The following is a 15,653-nucleotide window of genomic DNA, read 5'->3' on the forward strand; positions in this document are numbered from 1 at the left end:
ATTCCATAAAAAACAAAGTTCTGTACCGATTGTAATTTTCGCCCCATTTCTGATTGTAAGGAGAGTTCAATCTTTTGAGGTTCAATTTGATCTAGTTTTGCCAAAGCAGCTTTAAAATCGGCATAATTAATGTCTTTTACATTTTTCATGTCGGCTTTTTTGTCGACAGCCTTCATAAACCCGTAGACGCAAGCACTGTAAACATCCGATTCGTATTTTTCAAGCAAGTAAGAAGTCGAAGAATTTTTGAAGTTATCTAAAGTGCTTAAACCGCTATTGTTTTGTTTGATATAAGATGCAAATGCTTTAGTAAGCGTTTTACTGGCATCTTCTGAAGAATTTGAAAGCAGTTGCAAAGCATGCAAAAAATCTTTTTTCTCTTTTTCAGATGAAAATGTGGTTCCAAAAGTGTTAGAATAAATCTTAGCGGCAATGTTCTTGTTTTCGCTGCGTAAAATAGAATGCGTTCCGTAGAACAAGCCAATCATTGTCATAAAATAGAGAATGACAATTAGGAAATACGGAATCCAGAGTTTGGCAAACCAGTTGTAATATTTTTTGTCGCGGTAAAAGAAATTTTTTCGATATAAAAACACATTGAAAAGAATGCCTAAAATAATCCCGAGAACAATAAATAAAACAATCCAGAGTATAAACCAACCTATGTTAGGCAGGATAAACTGTTTTGAAAACTCCCAAACTTCTGACCAATTTATATTGTCGATATATTCTTTCATTATTTTATTTTTAGTAGATTAAAAATAGTTAAAAAATATTCAGACAAAAAAATATTTAAAACTAAAAAAGGCCATCTCATTGAGACGGCCTTTTCGCTTTGGTTATATTATTTTGATTTATTAATTGTTTCCGTAGATTTTAGCATAAAGGTCTTTATAAATCTCTTTAATAATTTTTCGTTTCAATTTTAAGGTAGGAGTAAGTTGCCCACCATCGATTGACCAGACATCTGGAGTTAGCTCAATGCGTTTCACTTGTTCCCAGTGACCAAATTTTTTGTTGATGTTTTCTACTTCTTCATCAATTCGTTTAATAACATCTGGATTTGAAGAAATTTCAGCATCTGTACTTCCTAAAGTAATTTTATGAATTTTAGCCCACTCTTTTACAAATTCAAAGTTGGGTTGAATAAAGGCTGCAGGCATTTTTTCACCTTCACCAATAACCATAATCTGCTCAATAAAGCGAGATTGTTTCATGGCATTTTCAATCATTTGTGGAGCGATATATTTACCTCCAGAAGTTTTGAACATTTCTTTTTTACGATCTGTAATTTTCAAGAAACCTTCACTGTCAATTTCTCCAATATCTCCTGTATGGAAATAACCATCGATAATTGCTTCGGCCGTTTTTTCAGGATCTTTATAATAACCTAACATTACGTTTGGTCCTTTTAATAAAATTTCTCCGTCTTCAGCAATTTTAACTTCAAGGTTACGAATTGGTTTTCCAACAGTTCCAATTTTAAAACCTCTGTTTCTTTGATCGTTAACTGCAATTACAGGTGATGTTTCAGATAAACCGTAACCTTCCATAACTGGAATTTCTGCAGCAGCAAAAACTCTCGTTAAACGTGGTTGCAAAGCGGCACTTCCAGAAACCATTAAATCTAGATTTCCTCCCAAACCTTCTTTCCATTTGCTAAAAATTAGTTTGCGAGCAATTTTTAATTGGAACTCATACCAGAATCCGTTAGCTCCGTATGGTTCGTATTTTAAGCCTAAATCAATAGCCCAGAAAAACAGTTTTTTCTTGATGCCAGTTAATTCGGCTCCTTTAGCATAAATTTTATCGTAAACTTTTTCTAAAAGTCTTGGTACAGCTGTAATGACAGTTGGACGAACTTCTTTTAAGTTGTCACTAATTTTATCGATCGATTCTCCAAAATAAACTGAAACACCATAATATTGATAGATGTACAAAATCATTCTTTCAAAAATATGGCAAATAGGCAAGAAGCTTAATGCAGTGCTTTTTCCTGGATCAAACGGAATTCTTGGCGCACTGTCCAAAACATTTGATACAATATTTTTGTGCGAAAGCATAACTCCTTTTGGTCTTCCTGTTGTTCCAGAAGTGTAGATAATAGTAGCTAAATCATCTGTTTTAATGCTGTCTTTTCTAGCTTCGACTTCGCTTTGATTGCTTTCGTCTTCACCAAGTGCAAGTAAATCTGTCCAGTGTTTGCAGCCTGCAATTTCATTAAAGGAATACACCTCTTTTAAAGTTGGCACATTTGCTTTTATGGCATTTACTTTCTGTAATACTTCTTCATCAGAAACAAAACAGTAAATGCTACCGCTATGGTTTAAAATATATTCGTAATCTTCTTCTGCGATAGTTGGATAAATAGGAACATTTTGAGCACCAGTCTGCAAAATACCAATATCCATTATATTCCACTCCGTTCTGTTGTTCGAAGTAATTAATGCGATTTTATCATCTTTCTGAACGCCCATACGCAATAATGCTCTCGAAACAGCATTTGCTTTTGCAATATATTCTTGGCTAGATGTTTTTTCCCAGACTCCATTTTTTTTGGTTGCAAGAGCAACTGGAAGGTTGTAAGTTTCTTGTTGATAATAGGGAAAATCAAAAAGGCGTGTGATTGAAACCATGTTTAATATATTGAATTTTATTGCAAATTAAATAAAATTTGGGTATGATTTTCAGTTTTATAAAATTTAATGGGAAAATTTATAGAGACTATTAAAAATCAACGAAAACGTTTTCTTTTTCGCCGTGAAATTTCCAAAAAATCAAGAAAAATTTAATTTGAAGATGCTTTTGAAAGTTATTGCACGTTATAATCTTCGTAAGTTTTTACTCTTTCGCCCATTAAAAACATTTTCTTTTTGGCAAAATGAATAGAGAATTGAGAGTAATACCATTCTTCACTGTCATTTGGTCTGTACCAAAATGTATAAGTTGCACTGTTGAATCCTTCTTTAAAAACAGGAACACCTTCTTCTGTGCATTCTATTCCCCAGTTTATTTTTTGTTTGCTTAAATCTTCGGCCTGAATAAAACCTGTTCCGTCTGGATTTAAAACTGTAATAGGTTCTTTTTGGTTCAATGGTGCAAAAGTTCCTGGAACTGGATAGCCAATAGTTGTGGTAATGTAACGTTCTTTAGAATTATGGATGATCTGATCAACGTGTACTTGTGAATACGATTGAAAGGCAGTAAAAAATAGTGTGACCACTAATAAATGTAAAAATTTCATTCTATGTAGGATTAAGTGTTTTTCGGGCTTAAAAAAATCTGTCGAGCTGATTTCTTTTGGCGAATATAATTCAATTTTTCAATAGAATAATAGCTTAAAAATACAAGAATGAAATTTTTCTTTTTTTATGATTCTATGTCAGTTTTTACTCCGTTGAAAACTGATTTTCTAGTAATTTTTCTTTGAAATCTGATCTAAAGGTATAAGCAAACGTTATCATTAAAGCTCTTGTGTCAGATTTTGAAGTTCTATTGCTTTTAAATAATAAAGTATTGTTTTTATAACCGCTTTCTAATGTGTTAAACATATCGGTTACAACTAAGCCTAATCGTGCATTTCCTTTTCCTAATTTTTGCTGAAATCCCATATCAACATTGTAAATCGGGATTCTTTTTCCTTGTGGAGTTGCAACAGCAGAATTGTAGTTTCCTATAATTTGTAGTTTTCCATCTTTCCACGGGGCAAAGTTATTGATCACTTTTCCGTACCAACTGAATGCACTATTGACAACATCTTCAGATTGTGGTAAATTGGTTGCACTAATGTTTTGCTGAAAAGCCGTTAAACTAATATTGGCATCATAAAAAGAGAATGGTTTTAGACTAAAAATACCTTCAACTCCATAGGTAACCATGTTTCCAATGTTCTGAGGCTGTAATAAAACAACTCCATTATCTTGCAATGTGGAATATTGTCTTATGGTATTGTTAGCATTTCTATAAAAGGCATTTCCAGAAAGCGAATATTTATCCCATTCTTTATTATAATTTAATTCTACAATATGAATAATTTCTGGTTTTAAATAAGGATTTCCACTATGAGGATTTAATGCATCGGTAATATCAACAAAAGGATTTAAATCATCTAGATCTGGGCGATTTATACGTTTACTATAACCAAATTTTAAAAATTCGTCAGATTGCAAATTCAATTGAACAGATGCCGAAGGGAAAAGTTTTAAATAATGATTAGAAAAATTATCACTTCCATTTTCTGTTTTTCCATTATTTGAAACTTGTTCTGCACGAAGTCCGACATTATATTTCCATTTCTGATTGTCTTTTGAACCAGAGTACGAATTTAAAAGTCCATAAAAGGCATTTATTTGCTCATTAAAATCAAAAATATTACTTGCAAGCGGATTAACTACATAATCGCCATTAATTAAATCAGCGGTTTGAAAATCAGAATTAAAAAATCTAAAAGTTCCTTTATAGCCTGTTTCAATGGTTGATTTTTCTGAAATTGGAAAAGCATGATTTACAATAGCATTTGAAATATTTTCTTTCCCATAATTATGTGTTTTTTGCCAAAATGTGTCACCAATCAGCATTCCATTTTCATCGTAATTATTGGTATCGATATTTGTGTTTTCTCTGCCAAAATTGAAAGAACTGGTAATGTTTGCATTTAAACTTTTTCTGTCATCAGAAAATTTTCGGTCATAATTTAACGAAAACTCTGCGGCTTTAGCTTTTTGGATTTCTGAAGAATGGCGTTGGTTAGCAGAGAAAAAGGCATCTGAATCGTTATAAACATTCGTTTTTAAAGTCTCTTCATTGTCTTTGTTCTCAAGATTTCCAAGCGCTTCAAAAGAGAAAGTGTTTCTTTCGTTTGGAGAAAAATCAAGATTGAATTTTAGATTTTGTAAACCTTCTGTACGTTGGTCACTTCGAGTCTGATGGATATAATGTTCGTCTTGAATAAAATAGTTTGTTCGGTCGCCTTCAATACTTTTTGTTCTTCCTGCAAAACGATTGTCGTAAGCAAGGCCAACATTCCATTTGTCGTTTTTATAATTTAAAAGAGCAGAGCTGCTTAATCTTCCTTTTGCTCCAAAACCGCCACCAAGAACTGCAGCACCATTTATTCCGTTAAGATTATTCTTTTTAAGTTTGATATTGATAATACCACTTTCTGCATTAGCATCGTATTTTGCAGTCGGACTTGTAATGATTTCGATGCTTTCAATACTGCTTGCAGGAATCTGATTCATATCAGTAATAGCAGAATTTTTCCCATTGATTAAAATTAAAGGCGTTTTTCCTCTTAACGAAATGGCGTCATCTGCATCAACCGAAACTGTTGGAATATTTTTTAGCATATCAATTGCCGTTCCTCCTGATTGCGAAATATTTGAAACTGCGTTAAAAACAAAACCTTCTGCAGTTTTTTGAATCTGTTTTTTTTGTGAATTTACAACTACAGTATTAAGCTGATTTGCATCTTCTTGCAAAATGATAGTGCCGAGTGAAATAGTCGTGCCTGTATATTTTATCTTTTTAGTACTTATTTTAAAACCGATTAATTTAAATTGAAGCAGGTATTCTCCAGAAGTTACATTCTCTAGAGCAAAATTGCCAGAAACATCTGTTGTGGTATAATTAGCAGTTTTTGTTGAATCGGCTGTACTTTTTAAAATAACATCAACAAATTCTATAGGGTTTTTTCCGTCGGTGATGGTTCCTTTTATTGCTGTTTTTTGAGCAAAAGAAAATTGGCTTAAAGTAAATAAGAGAATTGGGAGGTATAATTTGCGTATAATATTTTTCATGAAGCAAAGATATTTATCGCAGTAAATGAAGCTTTAAAAATAGCCTTAAGATATCATTAAGCTATTCTTATATGTTAATTAGAGTATAATTAATGAAGAAAAAAAAGCTACGACATGGGGATAGCGTCGTAGCATTTTTTTATATCTGAATAAACTTAATTTTTAAAATAAATTGGTATAAACAATCTTGAAGCCGAAGATGATGCATATTACCGAAGAAATTATTATTAAGGCATATTGCAATTTTTGAGATTTGAGAATGCTTTTTGTAAACGGAATACTAAATAATCCAGCAGCGATAAACATTCCTATTATAGAACCAATTCCGAAAATTAGGATATAAAGTAATCCTTCTAATGGAGTTTTCATTTGCGAAATAACCAAAATAACCAAAGATCCGCTCCCTGCCAAACCATGAACCAGTCCTACGCCAAATGCTGTTTTATAATTTGTTGATTCATCAAAATGGGCATGTTTAAAAGAGGCAATAGGATGCGAATGATAGTAGGTGTGAGCGTGCATGTGTGTATGCGTAACTCCGTTACTGTGCGTATGCTCGTGACTATGGTAATAGGTGTGCGAATGTTTTTTCTTGTACAATAATTTAAACAAACGAATTATTCCCAGCACAATAAGCATCAAACCTACAATGGCTTCGAGATAGCTAAATATATTTTCGCTTATCGAAATTTTAAAGCCAATCATGATAATGCCCACTAAAAAAATTGTGGAAGTATGGCCAACACCCCAGAACATTCCATCTTTCAAAGCATCTTTGATTCTATTTCTATTAGTAACCAAATTATTTACAGCCAGTAAATGATCAGCTTCAAAGGCATGTTCTAATCCAGCGTAAATCGTAATCAGAAATCCAATCATAATTTTTTACAAATAATTAAAATAGGCCGCGCAAGCACCTTCAGAAGAAACCATTGGTGCGCCTAAAGGATTGGACGGTTTACATTTTTTTCCAAATTCAGGACATTCATTTGGTCTTTTATGTCCTGTTAAAATTTGTCCGGCAATACAGTATTGATCTATATTTTTGGGCAAAGTTGTGATCGAAAACTTTTGGTTAGCATCATACATTTTATATTCTGCTCGCATTACAAGTCCACTATCTTTAATTACACCAATTCCTCGCCATTCCTGAGTTCCAATTGTAAAAACACTATCAACAACTTCTTTGGCTTTTACATTGCCTTCTTCTTTTACTAATCTGGTATATTGATTTTCTACGTTGTATTCTCCTTTTTCTAATTGAACTACGGTATGATAAATGGCCTGAACCATATCGGCAGGCTCAAATCCTGAAACCACAATAGGAATTTTATATTTTTTAGCTATAGGATAGTAATCTCCCAGCCCAACAATTATACATACATGACCCGCTCCTAGGAAAGCATTAATGGTACAAAACTCATCAGATAAAATAGCTTCCATAGCTGGCGGAACCAATACATGAGAGACTAATAAACTAAAGTTAGCAAGACCCAATTTTTGAGCATAGATTACAGCCAAAGCATTGCTTGGTGCGGTAGTCTCAAAACCTACAGCAAAAAAGACGACTTCTTTATCTGGATTTTTTGAAGCAATATTTACAGCTTCCAAAGGTGAATATAAAATTCGAAGATCTCCTCCTTCGGCCTTTGCCTGAAGCAAGCTTTTAGAAGATCCGGGCACGCGAATCATATCTCCGAAAGAGCATAAAATGACACCTTTTTTCAGTAATTCGATTGCTTTATCTATTAATGAAATTGGAGTAACACAAACGGGACAACCTGGTCCGTGGATCATTCTAATATTTTTGGGAAGCAAATCTAATAATCCATTTTTGACCAATGAATGTGTCTGACCACCACAGATTTCCATGATATTCCAAGGTTTAGTGGTAATTTTATGAATTTCATTTAAATAATAATTTACGAGTTCAGGATTTCGATATTCAGAAAGATATTTCATTTCAGACAATGTTTAAGAGCTTAATAGTAAACACTAAAGTAGAGTTGGGCTGTATCATTGGCGGTGCACCAATCTCGGCATACGCAAGATGATGCGGAATGTAAATTTTCCAACTTGATTTTTCGGGCATTAATTGTAAAGCTTCCTGCCAGCCTTTTATGGTTTCTGATACACGCATTTTTTGTGGTCCAGAATCTTTAGTAGAATCGAAAACGGTCTTATTTAACAAAGAACCTTCGTAAATAACATTTACTGTATCTGATATTTTTGGAATTTCGCCTGTGCCTTCTTCTAAAATTTCATATTGCAAACCGCTGGCTAGAGAAGTAATTTCTTCTTTTAAAGCATTTTTCTCTAAAAAAGCAGTTCCTATTGCGGCATTTTTTACTTTTAGTTCTTCTTGTAAGAGGGCAACATAATTATTGAAAATTTCAATAGAACGCTTTGGAGAGATTTTTTCACTTGATTTCTCAAAAATAGATTTCATGCCGTCAATAAAATCTTCATACATTATTTCTTCAAAACCAATGTCTTTAAGACTCAATGCCATAACAACACCAGTAGAGTAAGAAATCTTGTCTTTTTCTTCTGTTTTCCCAATATGCCCTAATAATTCAAGAATATCCATGTTTTAATTTTTTAAGTGTAAATAATGACTCAGTTGTCCAAATGAAATGTTTTCGTCATTGGGAGAAAGCATTTCATGAAAATGCAGTTTGTATTTTGGTTTTAAATGATCAATTATTAAATCAATAAGGACCGTATTTTGAAAAACGCCGCCACTAAATGCGAGATGTTTTGATTTTTTGTGCCTGGCTATTTTTTCAATGCATTTAACTAAAGTGTAATGAAAATTTAATGCGGCGTTTTCTATCTGGTTATTGTTTTTTATTGCTTTATTGAGATTTAACAAAAGTGTTTTTGTTGGAATCAGATTTGTGATTTTTTCGTCTTGCAGGTAATCTTTCAATTTTACAGTAGATTTGCTAAAAGCTTCTTGAGCTAGTTTTTCGAGATACATTCCAGCTTCGCCTTCAAACAAAATTGGATTTTTAAAGCCCAATATAAAAGCAGCGGCATCAAATAAGCGTCCCATCGAAGAAGTTTTTATTGCACTATTTTCAATATGTTTCGAATAAATTTTGATTTCGTTTTTATTGAAAAGTTGCTGAAAGTGACGATTGTTTCTGCTGATCGAGAATGCTGCAATTTTTGGATTCTTAGACATTTGATCGCCTAAAATCCACGGAAAATATTCTAAATGCCCAATTCTGTTAATCTGTCCAAGATTATATTCAAAAAATTCACTGCCAAATATCTCTGTATTGCTTCCAAAACCAGCTCCATCCCAAATAACTCCTAATATTTTGCGCTTTTTCCATAAATTTTTCTCACCCAAAATAGCAGCAAAGTGTGCTTCGTGATGCTGTATTGTAAGCGTTTCTATAGTTTTGTTTTCGAATGTGAAAGCTGAAATTTTATTGGAAGATTGGTAACTGGGATGCGGGTCATAAATAATTTTTTGTGGTGAAAAATTGAAAAAAGTCAAATAACTATTAATCTTTTTTTCAAATCTGTTATAAGTATCATAATTTGCAAGATCTCCAATGTATTCGCTTATGTAGGTCTGTTCGTTTGGTGTAATTGTAATAGTGTTTTTTAGATCTGAACCTAAGCAAAGCAGTTTTTCTGACCTCGGAGCTAAAAAAGACAAATTGAGATTTGGAGCAAGACCACGCGCTCGGCGCAATATTACTTTTTGCTTATGCTTTTTTGAAAATTTTAATATAGAATCATCTTGCGAATGTTGAATTTCTAAATCATGATGTAAATAAAAGTCGGCAACAGAATTTAATGATTTTAAAGCTTCACTTTGGTTCATGCAGATCGCTGCGCCATTAAAGTTGCCACTAGTTGCCACAAATGGTTTTTGAAACAAGTTTGAAATTAAATGTAAAATGCCAGAATTCGGCAGCATAGCGCCAACAGTTTCTATAGCGGGACTGATTTCTGTAATAGCTAAGTCCGCTTTCTTTTTTAGTGGTAAAATTACAATTGGAGCTTGGCAGGAAGTGATTGCTTTTTTTTCTGCTTTCTGACAATACAGATAATTTTCTATTTGTTTAATGTCTTTAAACAAAACTGCAAATGGTTTTGTGAGACGTTTTTTTCGGTTTCGTAATTCTAGAACTGCTTTAGGATTTGTTGCATCACATAAGAGTAGGTAGCCGGTGATGTTTTTTACGGCAATGATTTTTCCTGCTGTAAGTTTTTCGCAAAGAGCTTCAAATATTTCTTTATTTGTTCCCTTTGTTATGTTTCCTTTATTGTCTGTAAATGAAATTCTCACACCGCATTCAGGACATGAATTAGTCTGAGAATGAAAACGAATGTCTTTGGGATTATTATATTCGTCAAGACATGTTTTACACATTTTAAATTCATTTAAACTTGTGTTTTCTCTTTCGAAAGGAAACTTTCTAGCAATAGAATATCTTGGTCCGCATGACGTACAGCTTATAAAAGGATACGAATAACGTCGATTCTTTGGATCTAAAACCTCACTCTTACAGTTTTTACAGATTGCAAAGTCAGGAGTTAGAGGAGCATTGATTGCGATGTTTTTCTCAGTTGGTCTTATAGAAAAAGTATCAAATGTTTCATCTCTCAAAATTTCTACAATCTCAATGTGTTTTATTTTAGCATTTTTAGGATGCTTTTTTTTAAGCTCTTTATAAAATTCAGTTACAGTAGGCGATTTTTCCTGCACTATGATAATGACTCCATTTTCATTATTAGAAACATAACCTTTCAGATTATAGCTGATTGCTAAATTATATACAAAGGGACGAAAGCCCACACCTTGCACACTGCCTGAAATTGTTATTTGAAATGTAGGATTCAAAAAAAGTGAATTATGTATTTTTAAAATTTTCAATTTGCTGAATAATCTGAAGGGTAACCTTTTGGATTGCTTCATCTACCTTTGGTGAAAGGTTCATAGACATAGGTTCCATTTTTAGGATTGTAATTGTGTACAGAGAGATTTCGGGCATGACATTCAGCATTGATAAAATGTCAACCATATCTTTAAGTCCAAAATTATGTCCGCTTAATGCAGTTGGAAAGTCTTCTGAAAAACGAGGTTTTAAGAGCGTAATTGTTCCTTCATCTTTACCATCCATCGTTGCATCTACAATGATTACTTTTTTATGATTTTCTATATAAGGAATCAAAGTAAAGCCACCTGTACCTCCATCAATAAATGAAATGTTTTCGGGAAATTGGGTTTTGTCTATTCTGTTTATAAAATGTACGCCAACACCTTCGTCTCCCATTAAATAGTTTCCAATTCCAAGTACTAAAATCTCATTTCCATCTGTGTGAAACTCATCTATTTTTTTTGCAATAATTTCTTCCTGCATCTAATTTTATTTTGAAATCGATGAAACGATTTAAATTTTTTCCTGTTCAACGATTTCGATCTTTTTCTCTAAATCTTCGTCTTTTTTTATTCTTTCAGTTCGTACAAACTTATAACCGCTGACCATTGCCGACGTTTCACCTAGTCCTTCAAGCCAGTCATGAAAGAAGACTAAATAAATGTGAACAATAGCAAACAATATAAAAGTCCAAGTGGTAAAATGATGTATAGTTCTGACGTTCAGATCACCACCAGCAAAATTGGTTACCCAGCCAAACATTTTAGGAAAAAACCAAGTTGAGGTTGGAGCGTACATTGCAAAACCCGTAGCAATCATAACTAGCGCCATAACAAACATTATTAAATAAGAGGCTGCGGCTACGCTATTGTGCCCAACGGCTCCCGATGGAGAGCCATTTGTATGTTCATTTTGCAGAAAAATATCATATTTTATAACATGCCACATTCGTTTAAAACCTTCTTTTTTGAAAGGAAAAAACACACGCCAGCTGGCATATTTATTTCCCTTAAAAGCAAAATAAATTCTTAAAATCATTACGGCTACTAATAGATAAGCACATGCAAAATGAATTTCTCTGACATACCCAAACCAAAACTGGTTTGTTGCTTCTCTAGTCGAAATTATACCTGGCGGATTGCCAATAATAAACCCCGTAGCCACTAGTCCGGTAATAGCCCATGCATTTACCCAATGAAAAATGCGTATAGGCAGCTGCCATATGTAGGCTCTTTTATAATCGTTAGTTTTTGCTGGCATGTTTAACAATTTTAAATTATACGGTACAGATTGAGATATCGTTTACTTCTTTAATGATACTGCCGTTTTCATCATATAAGTGAACAGCGCAGGCAATGCAAGGATCAAATGAATGTATGGTTCTAATGATTTCTAATGGCAACTCTGGATTAGCGACAGGTGTATTTAACAAACTGCTTTCATACGGCGAACGTTGTCCTTTAGGGTCTCTCGGAGAAGCATTCCAAGTCGAAGGAACTACCTGCTGATAGTTCGCAACTTTTGCATCTTTTATTACGATCCAGTGGCTTAATGCACCTCTTGGTGCCTCTACAAGACCAACTCCTTGAGCTTCTTTAGGCCAAGTTGAAGTTTCCCATTTTTCCATGTTGGCCATTTTGGTATCTCCATTTTTAATGTTTTCAATTAAACGGTCAAAGAATTCGAGATTCCAGCCAGCCACTAATTTCGATTCCAATGCTCTTGCAGCAGTTCTGCCTAAAGTAGAAAATAAAGCTTCTGCAGGAATTTGAAGTTTGGATAATGCAGCATCGATAGTATCTTTGAATTCTTCTCTTCCCGATGCATATCCTACTAACATTCTAGCTAGAGGGCCAGCTTCCATAGCATGGCCTTTCCACCTTGGTGTTTTAATAAAACTGTATTTTTCATCAACATTTAAATGCGTATAAGGAGGTTTTGGACCAGAATAATTTATTTTGGTTTCTCCGCTCCAAGGCTGCCTTCCGGTATTGCCGTCTCCTTCATAATCATACCAAGAATTGTTTACGTATTCTTCTACAGTTTTTAAATCTCTCAGATCTAGATCGTGTACTTTTGTGAGGTCTTTATTTAGAATAACTCCCGACGGAAATTTAAAAGTATCATTATTGGTGTTATTATACCCTTGTGTTGGAAAATCACCAAAAGTCATAAAGTTATGAAAGCCTCCAATGGCGCCCCAGTCTTTATAATAACCTGCTATGGTTAAAACATCTGGAAGGTAAACTTGTTCTACAAATCGTTTTCCTTCTTCCAGCAATTGTCTTACAAATGCCAATCTTTCAGCATTTAAACCGCTAGCATCATCAAGATTAATAGAGCAGGCCATTCCTCCCACAAGAAAATTAGGATGCGGATTTTTGCCTCCAAAAATAGCGTGAACTTTGACAATTTCTTTTTGCCATTCTAATGCTTCCAGATAATGTGCAGTTGCCATTAAATTGGCTTCTGGAGGCAATTTCATTTGTGGATGTCCCCAGTATCCATTTGCGAAAATTCCTAATTGACCGCTGGCTACAAATTTTTTTAATCTTTTCTGTAAATCAGAAAAATAACCAGGTGAACTTTTGGGCCAATTGGATATGGATTGAGCCAATTGAGATGTTTTTACAGGATCGGCGTTTAGTCCGCTTAGTACATCAACCCAATCAAAAGCATGCAGATGGTAAAAATGCACTACGTGATCATGAAGGTATAATGAGCCTAACATGATATTTCTAACAATTTCTGCATTTGGCGGAATAACAATTCCAAGCGCATCTTCCACAGATCGTACAGATGCCGTTGCATGTGTTGATGTACATACGCCGCAGGTTCTTTGCACAAAGGCCCAAACATCTTTTGGGTTTCTGTCTTTTACAATATTTTCTAAACCTCTAACCATTGTAGAAGATAGGAAAGCTTCTTGTATTGTGCCGTCTGAGATTTCTACTTCGGCTCTAAGATGTCCCTCAATTCTGGTAATTGGATCTACTACTATTCGCTCTGCCATGTTTTATTTTTATTAGATTATAAATCCTCTAAGTGTTTTTCGTTTTCAGTTCCTTGATTAATTCTCTGATTAAGCTCTTTTCTTTTCGATACATTCGAAAGTATAGCATGAACTCCAATTCCTGCAGCTACGCCTCCAAGAGCAATTTTTCCCAGAGTATCTGCATTAGCTTCAATATTGCCAGGGCTTACAGCTGCATCTCTGGAATAAAAACTTCCTGCATCCCAAAAATCTTTAGCACTGCAGCCAATACAGCCGTGACCAGATTGTATAGGATAGCTAACACCGCCATTCCATTTCATATTGCCGCAAGCATTATAAGTACTTGGCCCTTTACAGCCTACTTTGTATAAGCAATAACCTTTCTTCGCATTTTCATCATCAAAATTTTCTGCAAATAATCCTGCATCAAAGTAAGGTCTGCGGTAACAGCTGTCGTGAACTCTTTTTGAATAAAAAGCTTTTGGGCGTCCAGAACTGTCTAATTCAGGCAGTTTTCCAAATGCTACCACATGCACAATAATTCCAGCCATTACCTCGCCTATAGGAGGACAGCCAGGAACATTTATAATAGGTTTGTCTGTTATGATTTTATGAATTGGCACAGCTCCAGTAGGGTTTGGTTTTGCGGCTTGTACACAACCAGATGTAGCGCAGCTTCCCCAAGCAATAATAGCTTTTGCTCCTGCTGCAGATTCTTTAAGAATATCTACAGCACTTCGGCCGCCAATACAGCAATAGTTTCCATCAGCTCCCATCGGAATAGAACCTTCAACGCAAAGGATGTATTCTCCTTTATATTTTTCCATAGTAGCTTTTTTAGCCGCTTCAGCCTGATGACCAGATGCGGCCATTAATGTCAAAGTATAGTCTAAAGAAATTTTGTCTAGTATAATATCTGCAACAATAGGATGGTCAGAACGAATGAAGGATTCACTGCAGCAGGTACATTCCTGAAAATGCTCCCAAATTACAGGCAAACGCGGAGTAGTTTCTAGCGCTTTGGCTATCTGGCCAATTGCAGAACTTTGAACGCCCATGTAGGCTCCAATATAAGCTACAAACTTTAAGAAATCCCTTCTGTTGTAACCTTGTCTTTCAATACTATTGTAATAGGTTTCGTTTTCTTTGTTTTTTTCCTCCATCCGTTATGTTTTAAATTATAGATAAAAAGACTTTTTGTGTGTTTAAAAGGATTTTAAAATTATTTAAATATTGTTGCTATGAATGTGATAAATATCAGTTTTTGGGATTTCTTTTGTTGATACCTTGCGAAATTGAAATATATTTTAAAGAACAGATAAATTATGCATGAACTTTCTATAGTTACTTCAATCGTAAAAATTGCTAAACAAGAGGTAGATAAAATAGGAGGAAACAAAGCCTTAGAGATTTACTTGCAAATAGGAAAATTATCTGGCATTGAAATGGGTTCTTTTCATTTTATCTGGCCGCAATGCATAAACGGAACCGTTTTAAGAGATGCGAAATTGTTTATAGAAGAACCTGAAGGAAAAGCAAAATGCGCTGAATGTGAAACGAAATTCCATATCGAAAAAAGTTTTGACAGTTGTCCAAATTGTAACAGTCCTTTTAAAGAAATCATAACAGGAAAAGAGTTGAAAATAAAGAAAATAATCATTAAATAAATTTAATTATGTGTACCACTTGCGGTTGCAGTTCTGATGAAAACGAAATTAGGTTTACTAAAATCGGAGATAAAAATTCCTACTCTCATTATCATTCTGGACATTTTCATCACCATGATCACGAAGATCATCATCATGAACACCATTCTGATCATGACCATGACCATGACAGTCATGACCATCAGCATGACCATAATTATGGGAATTCGCATTCTCATGAAGTTAATATAGTACAGTTGGAGAAAGATATTTTATTTAAAAATCAGCTTACTGCCGAAAGAAACAGAGG

Annotated in this window: 13 protein-coding genes and 1 pseudogene; 2 read left to right on the forward strand and 12 right to left on the reverse strand. The window is 34.1% G+C overall.

All coding sequences use genetic code 11. The annotated features are described in order from the left end of the window. The 12 genes from B3J44_RS05885 to B3J44_RS05940 all read right to left on the reverse strand — a co-directional run. The coding region (locus tag B3J44_RS05885) for a hypothetical protein (RefSeq protein WP_286966759.1) at positions 1–737 on the reverse strand (737 nt) is incomplete at its 3' end. A 120-nt stretch (positions 738–857) separates the two neighbouring features. Further along, positions 858–2,636, reverse strand: coding sequence for an AMP-dependent synthetase/ligase (locus B3J44_RS05890; RefSeq protein WP_198856454.1), 1,779 nt, complete (start codon positions 2,634–2,636; stop codon positions 858–860). A 176-nt stretch (positions 2,637–2,812) separates the two neighbouring features. Beyond that, on the reverse strand, positions 2,813–3,244 hold the full coding sequence (locus B3J44_RS05895; RefSeq protein ID WP_198856453.1) for a hypothetical protein: 432 nt from the start codon (positions 3,242–3,244) through the stop codon (positions 2,813–2,815). Positions 3,245–3,389: 145 nt separating this feature from the next. Continuing rightward, on the reverse strand, positions 3,390–5,798 hold the full coding sequence (locus B3J44_RS05900) for a TonB-dependent receptor domain-containing protein (protein WP_286966762.1): 2,409 nt from the start codon (positions 5,796–5,798) through the stop codon (positions 3,390–3,392). Positions 5,799–5,960: 162 nt separating this feature from the next. After that, on the reverse strand, positions 5,961–6,677 hold the full coding sequence (locus B3J44_RS05905) for a sulfite exporter TauE/SafE family protein (protein ID WP_286966764.1): 717 nt from the start codon (positions 6,675–6,677) through the stop codon (positions 5,961–5,963). Between the two features lie 6 nt (positions 6,678–6,683). Next, positions 6,684–7,760: a hydrogenase formation protein HypD gene (gene hypD, locus B3J44_RS05910; RefSeq protein WP_286966765.1), complete on the reverse strand. Its 1,077-nt coding sequence runs from the start codon at positions 7,758–7,760 to the stop codon at positions 6,684–6,686. A gap of 1 nt (position 7,761) precedes the next feature. Continuing rightward, a complete protein-coding gene (locus B3J44_RS05915) occupies positions 7,762–8,388 on the reverse strand; it encodes an FKBP-type peptidyl-prolyl cis-trans isomerase (protein WP_198856449.1) in 627 nt (208 codons plus the stop codon). Positions 8,389–8,391: 3 nt separating this feature from the next. Next, positions 8,392–10,665, reverse strand: coding sequence for a carbamoyltransferase HypF (gene hypF / locus B3J44_RS05920; RefSeq protein ID WP_286966767.1), 2,274 nt, complete (start codon positions 10,663–10,665; stop codon positions 8,392–8,394). A 10-nt stretch (positions 10,666–10,675) separates the two neighbouring features. Then, positions 10,676–11,185, reverse strand: a complete 510-nt coding sequence (locus B3J44_RS05925; protein ID WP_286966769.1) for a HyaD/HybD family hydrogenase maturation endopeptidase — start codon at positions 11,183–11,185, stop codon at positions 10,676–10,678. Positions 11,186–11,215: 30 nt separating this feature from the next. Further along, a complete protein-coding gene (gene cybH / locus B3J44_RS05930; RefSeq protein ID WP_286966771.1) occupies positions 11,216–11,962 on the reverse strand; it encodes a Ni/Fe-hydrogenase, b-type cytochrome subunit in 747 nt (248 codons plus the stop codon). Positions 11,963–11,978: 16 nt separating this feature from the next. Continuing rightward, positions 11,979–13,715 carry a nickel-dependent hydrogenase large subunit gene (locus tag B3J44_RS05935; RefSeq protein WP_286966773.1) on the reverse strand — a complete coding sequence of 579 codons (1,737 nt, stop codon included), beginning with the start codon at positions 13,713–13,715 and terminating at the stop codon, positions 11,979–11,981. A 17-nt stretch (positions 13,716–13,732) separates the two neighbouring features. After that, complete coding sequence (locus B3J44_RS05940; protein ID WP_198856444.1) at positions 13,733–14,860, reverse strand: hydrogenase small subunit; 1,128 nt, start codon at positions 14,858–14,860, stop codon at positions 13,733–13,735. A 162-nt stretch (positions 14,861–15,022) separates the two neighbouring features. Here B3J44_RS05940 and B3J44_RS05945 point away from each other — a divergent pair, with 162 nt between their 5' ends. Together B3J44_RS05945 and B3J44_RS05950 are read left to right on the forward strand one after the other, a co-directional pair. Then, positions 15,023–15,364: a hydrogenase maturation nickel metallochaperone HypA gene (locus B3J44_RS05945; protein ID WP_286966776.1), complete on the forward strand. Its 342-nt coding sequence runs from the start codon at positions 15,023–15,025 to the stop codon at positions 15,362–15,364. Positions 15,365–15,372: 8 nt separating this feature from the next. Then, positions 15,373–15,653, forward strand: a pseudogene (locus tag B3J44_RS05950) (hydrogenase accessory protein HypB); the annotation flags it as partial.

Source organism: Flavobacterium sp. UBA4854 (assembly GCF_002399805.1).
GTDB classification, from domain to species: domain Bacteria; phylum Bacteroidota; class Bacteroidia; order Flavobacteriales; family Flavobacteriaceae; genus Flavobacterium; species Flavobacterium ginsengisoli.

Coding starts and splice junctions, on each gene's coding strand:
- B3J44_RS05935 (WP_286966773.1), bottom strand. CDS start 13,715: ATGGCAGAGCGAATAGTAGTAGATCCAATTACCAGAATTGAGGGACAT.
- B3J44_RS05940 (WP_198856444.1), bottom strand. CDS start 14,860: ATGGAGGAAAAAAACAAAGAAAACGAAACCTATTACAATAGTATTGAA.
- B3J44_RS05890 (WP_198856454.1), bottom strand. CDS start 2,636: ATGGTTTCAATCACACGCCTTTTTGATTTTCCCTATTATCAACAAGAA.
- B3J44_RS05925 (WP_286966769.1), bottom strand. CDS start 11,185: ATGCAGGAAGAAATTATTGCAAAAAAAATAGATGAGTTTCACACAGAT.
- B3J44_RS05915 (WP_198856449.1), bottom strand. CDS start 8,388: ATGGATATTCTTGAATTATTAGGGCATATTGGGAAAACAGAAGAAAAA.
- B3J44_RS05945 (WP_286966776.1), top strand. CDS start 15,023: ATGCATGAACTTTCTATAGTTACTTCAATCGTAAAAATTGCTAAACAA.
- B3J44_RS05900 (WP_286966762.1), bottom strand. CDS start 5,798: ATGAAAAATATTATACGCAAATTATACCTCCCAATTCTCTTATTTACT.
- cybH (WP_286966771.1), bottom strand. CDS start 11,962: ATGCCAGCAAAAACTAACGATTATAAAAGAGCCTACATATGGCAGCTG.
- B3J44_RS05905 (WP_286966764.1), bottom strand. CDS start 6,677: ATGATTGGATTTCTGATTACGATTTACGCTGGATTAGAACATGCCTTT.
- hypD (WP_286966765.1), bottom strand. CDS start 7,760: ATGAAATATCTTTCTGAATATCGAAATCCTGAACTCGTAAATTATTAT.
- B3J44_RS05895 (WP_198856453.1), bottom strand. CDS start 3,244: ATGAAATTTTTACATTTATTAGTGGTCACACTATTTTTTACTGCCTTT.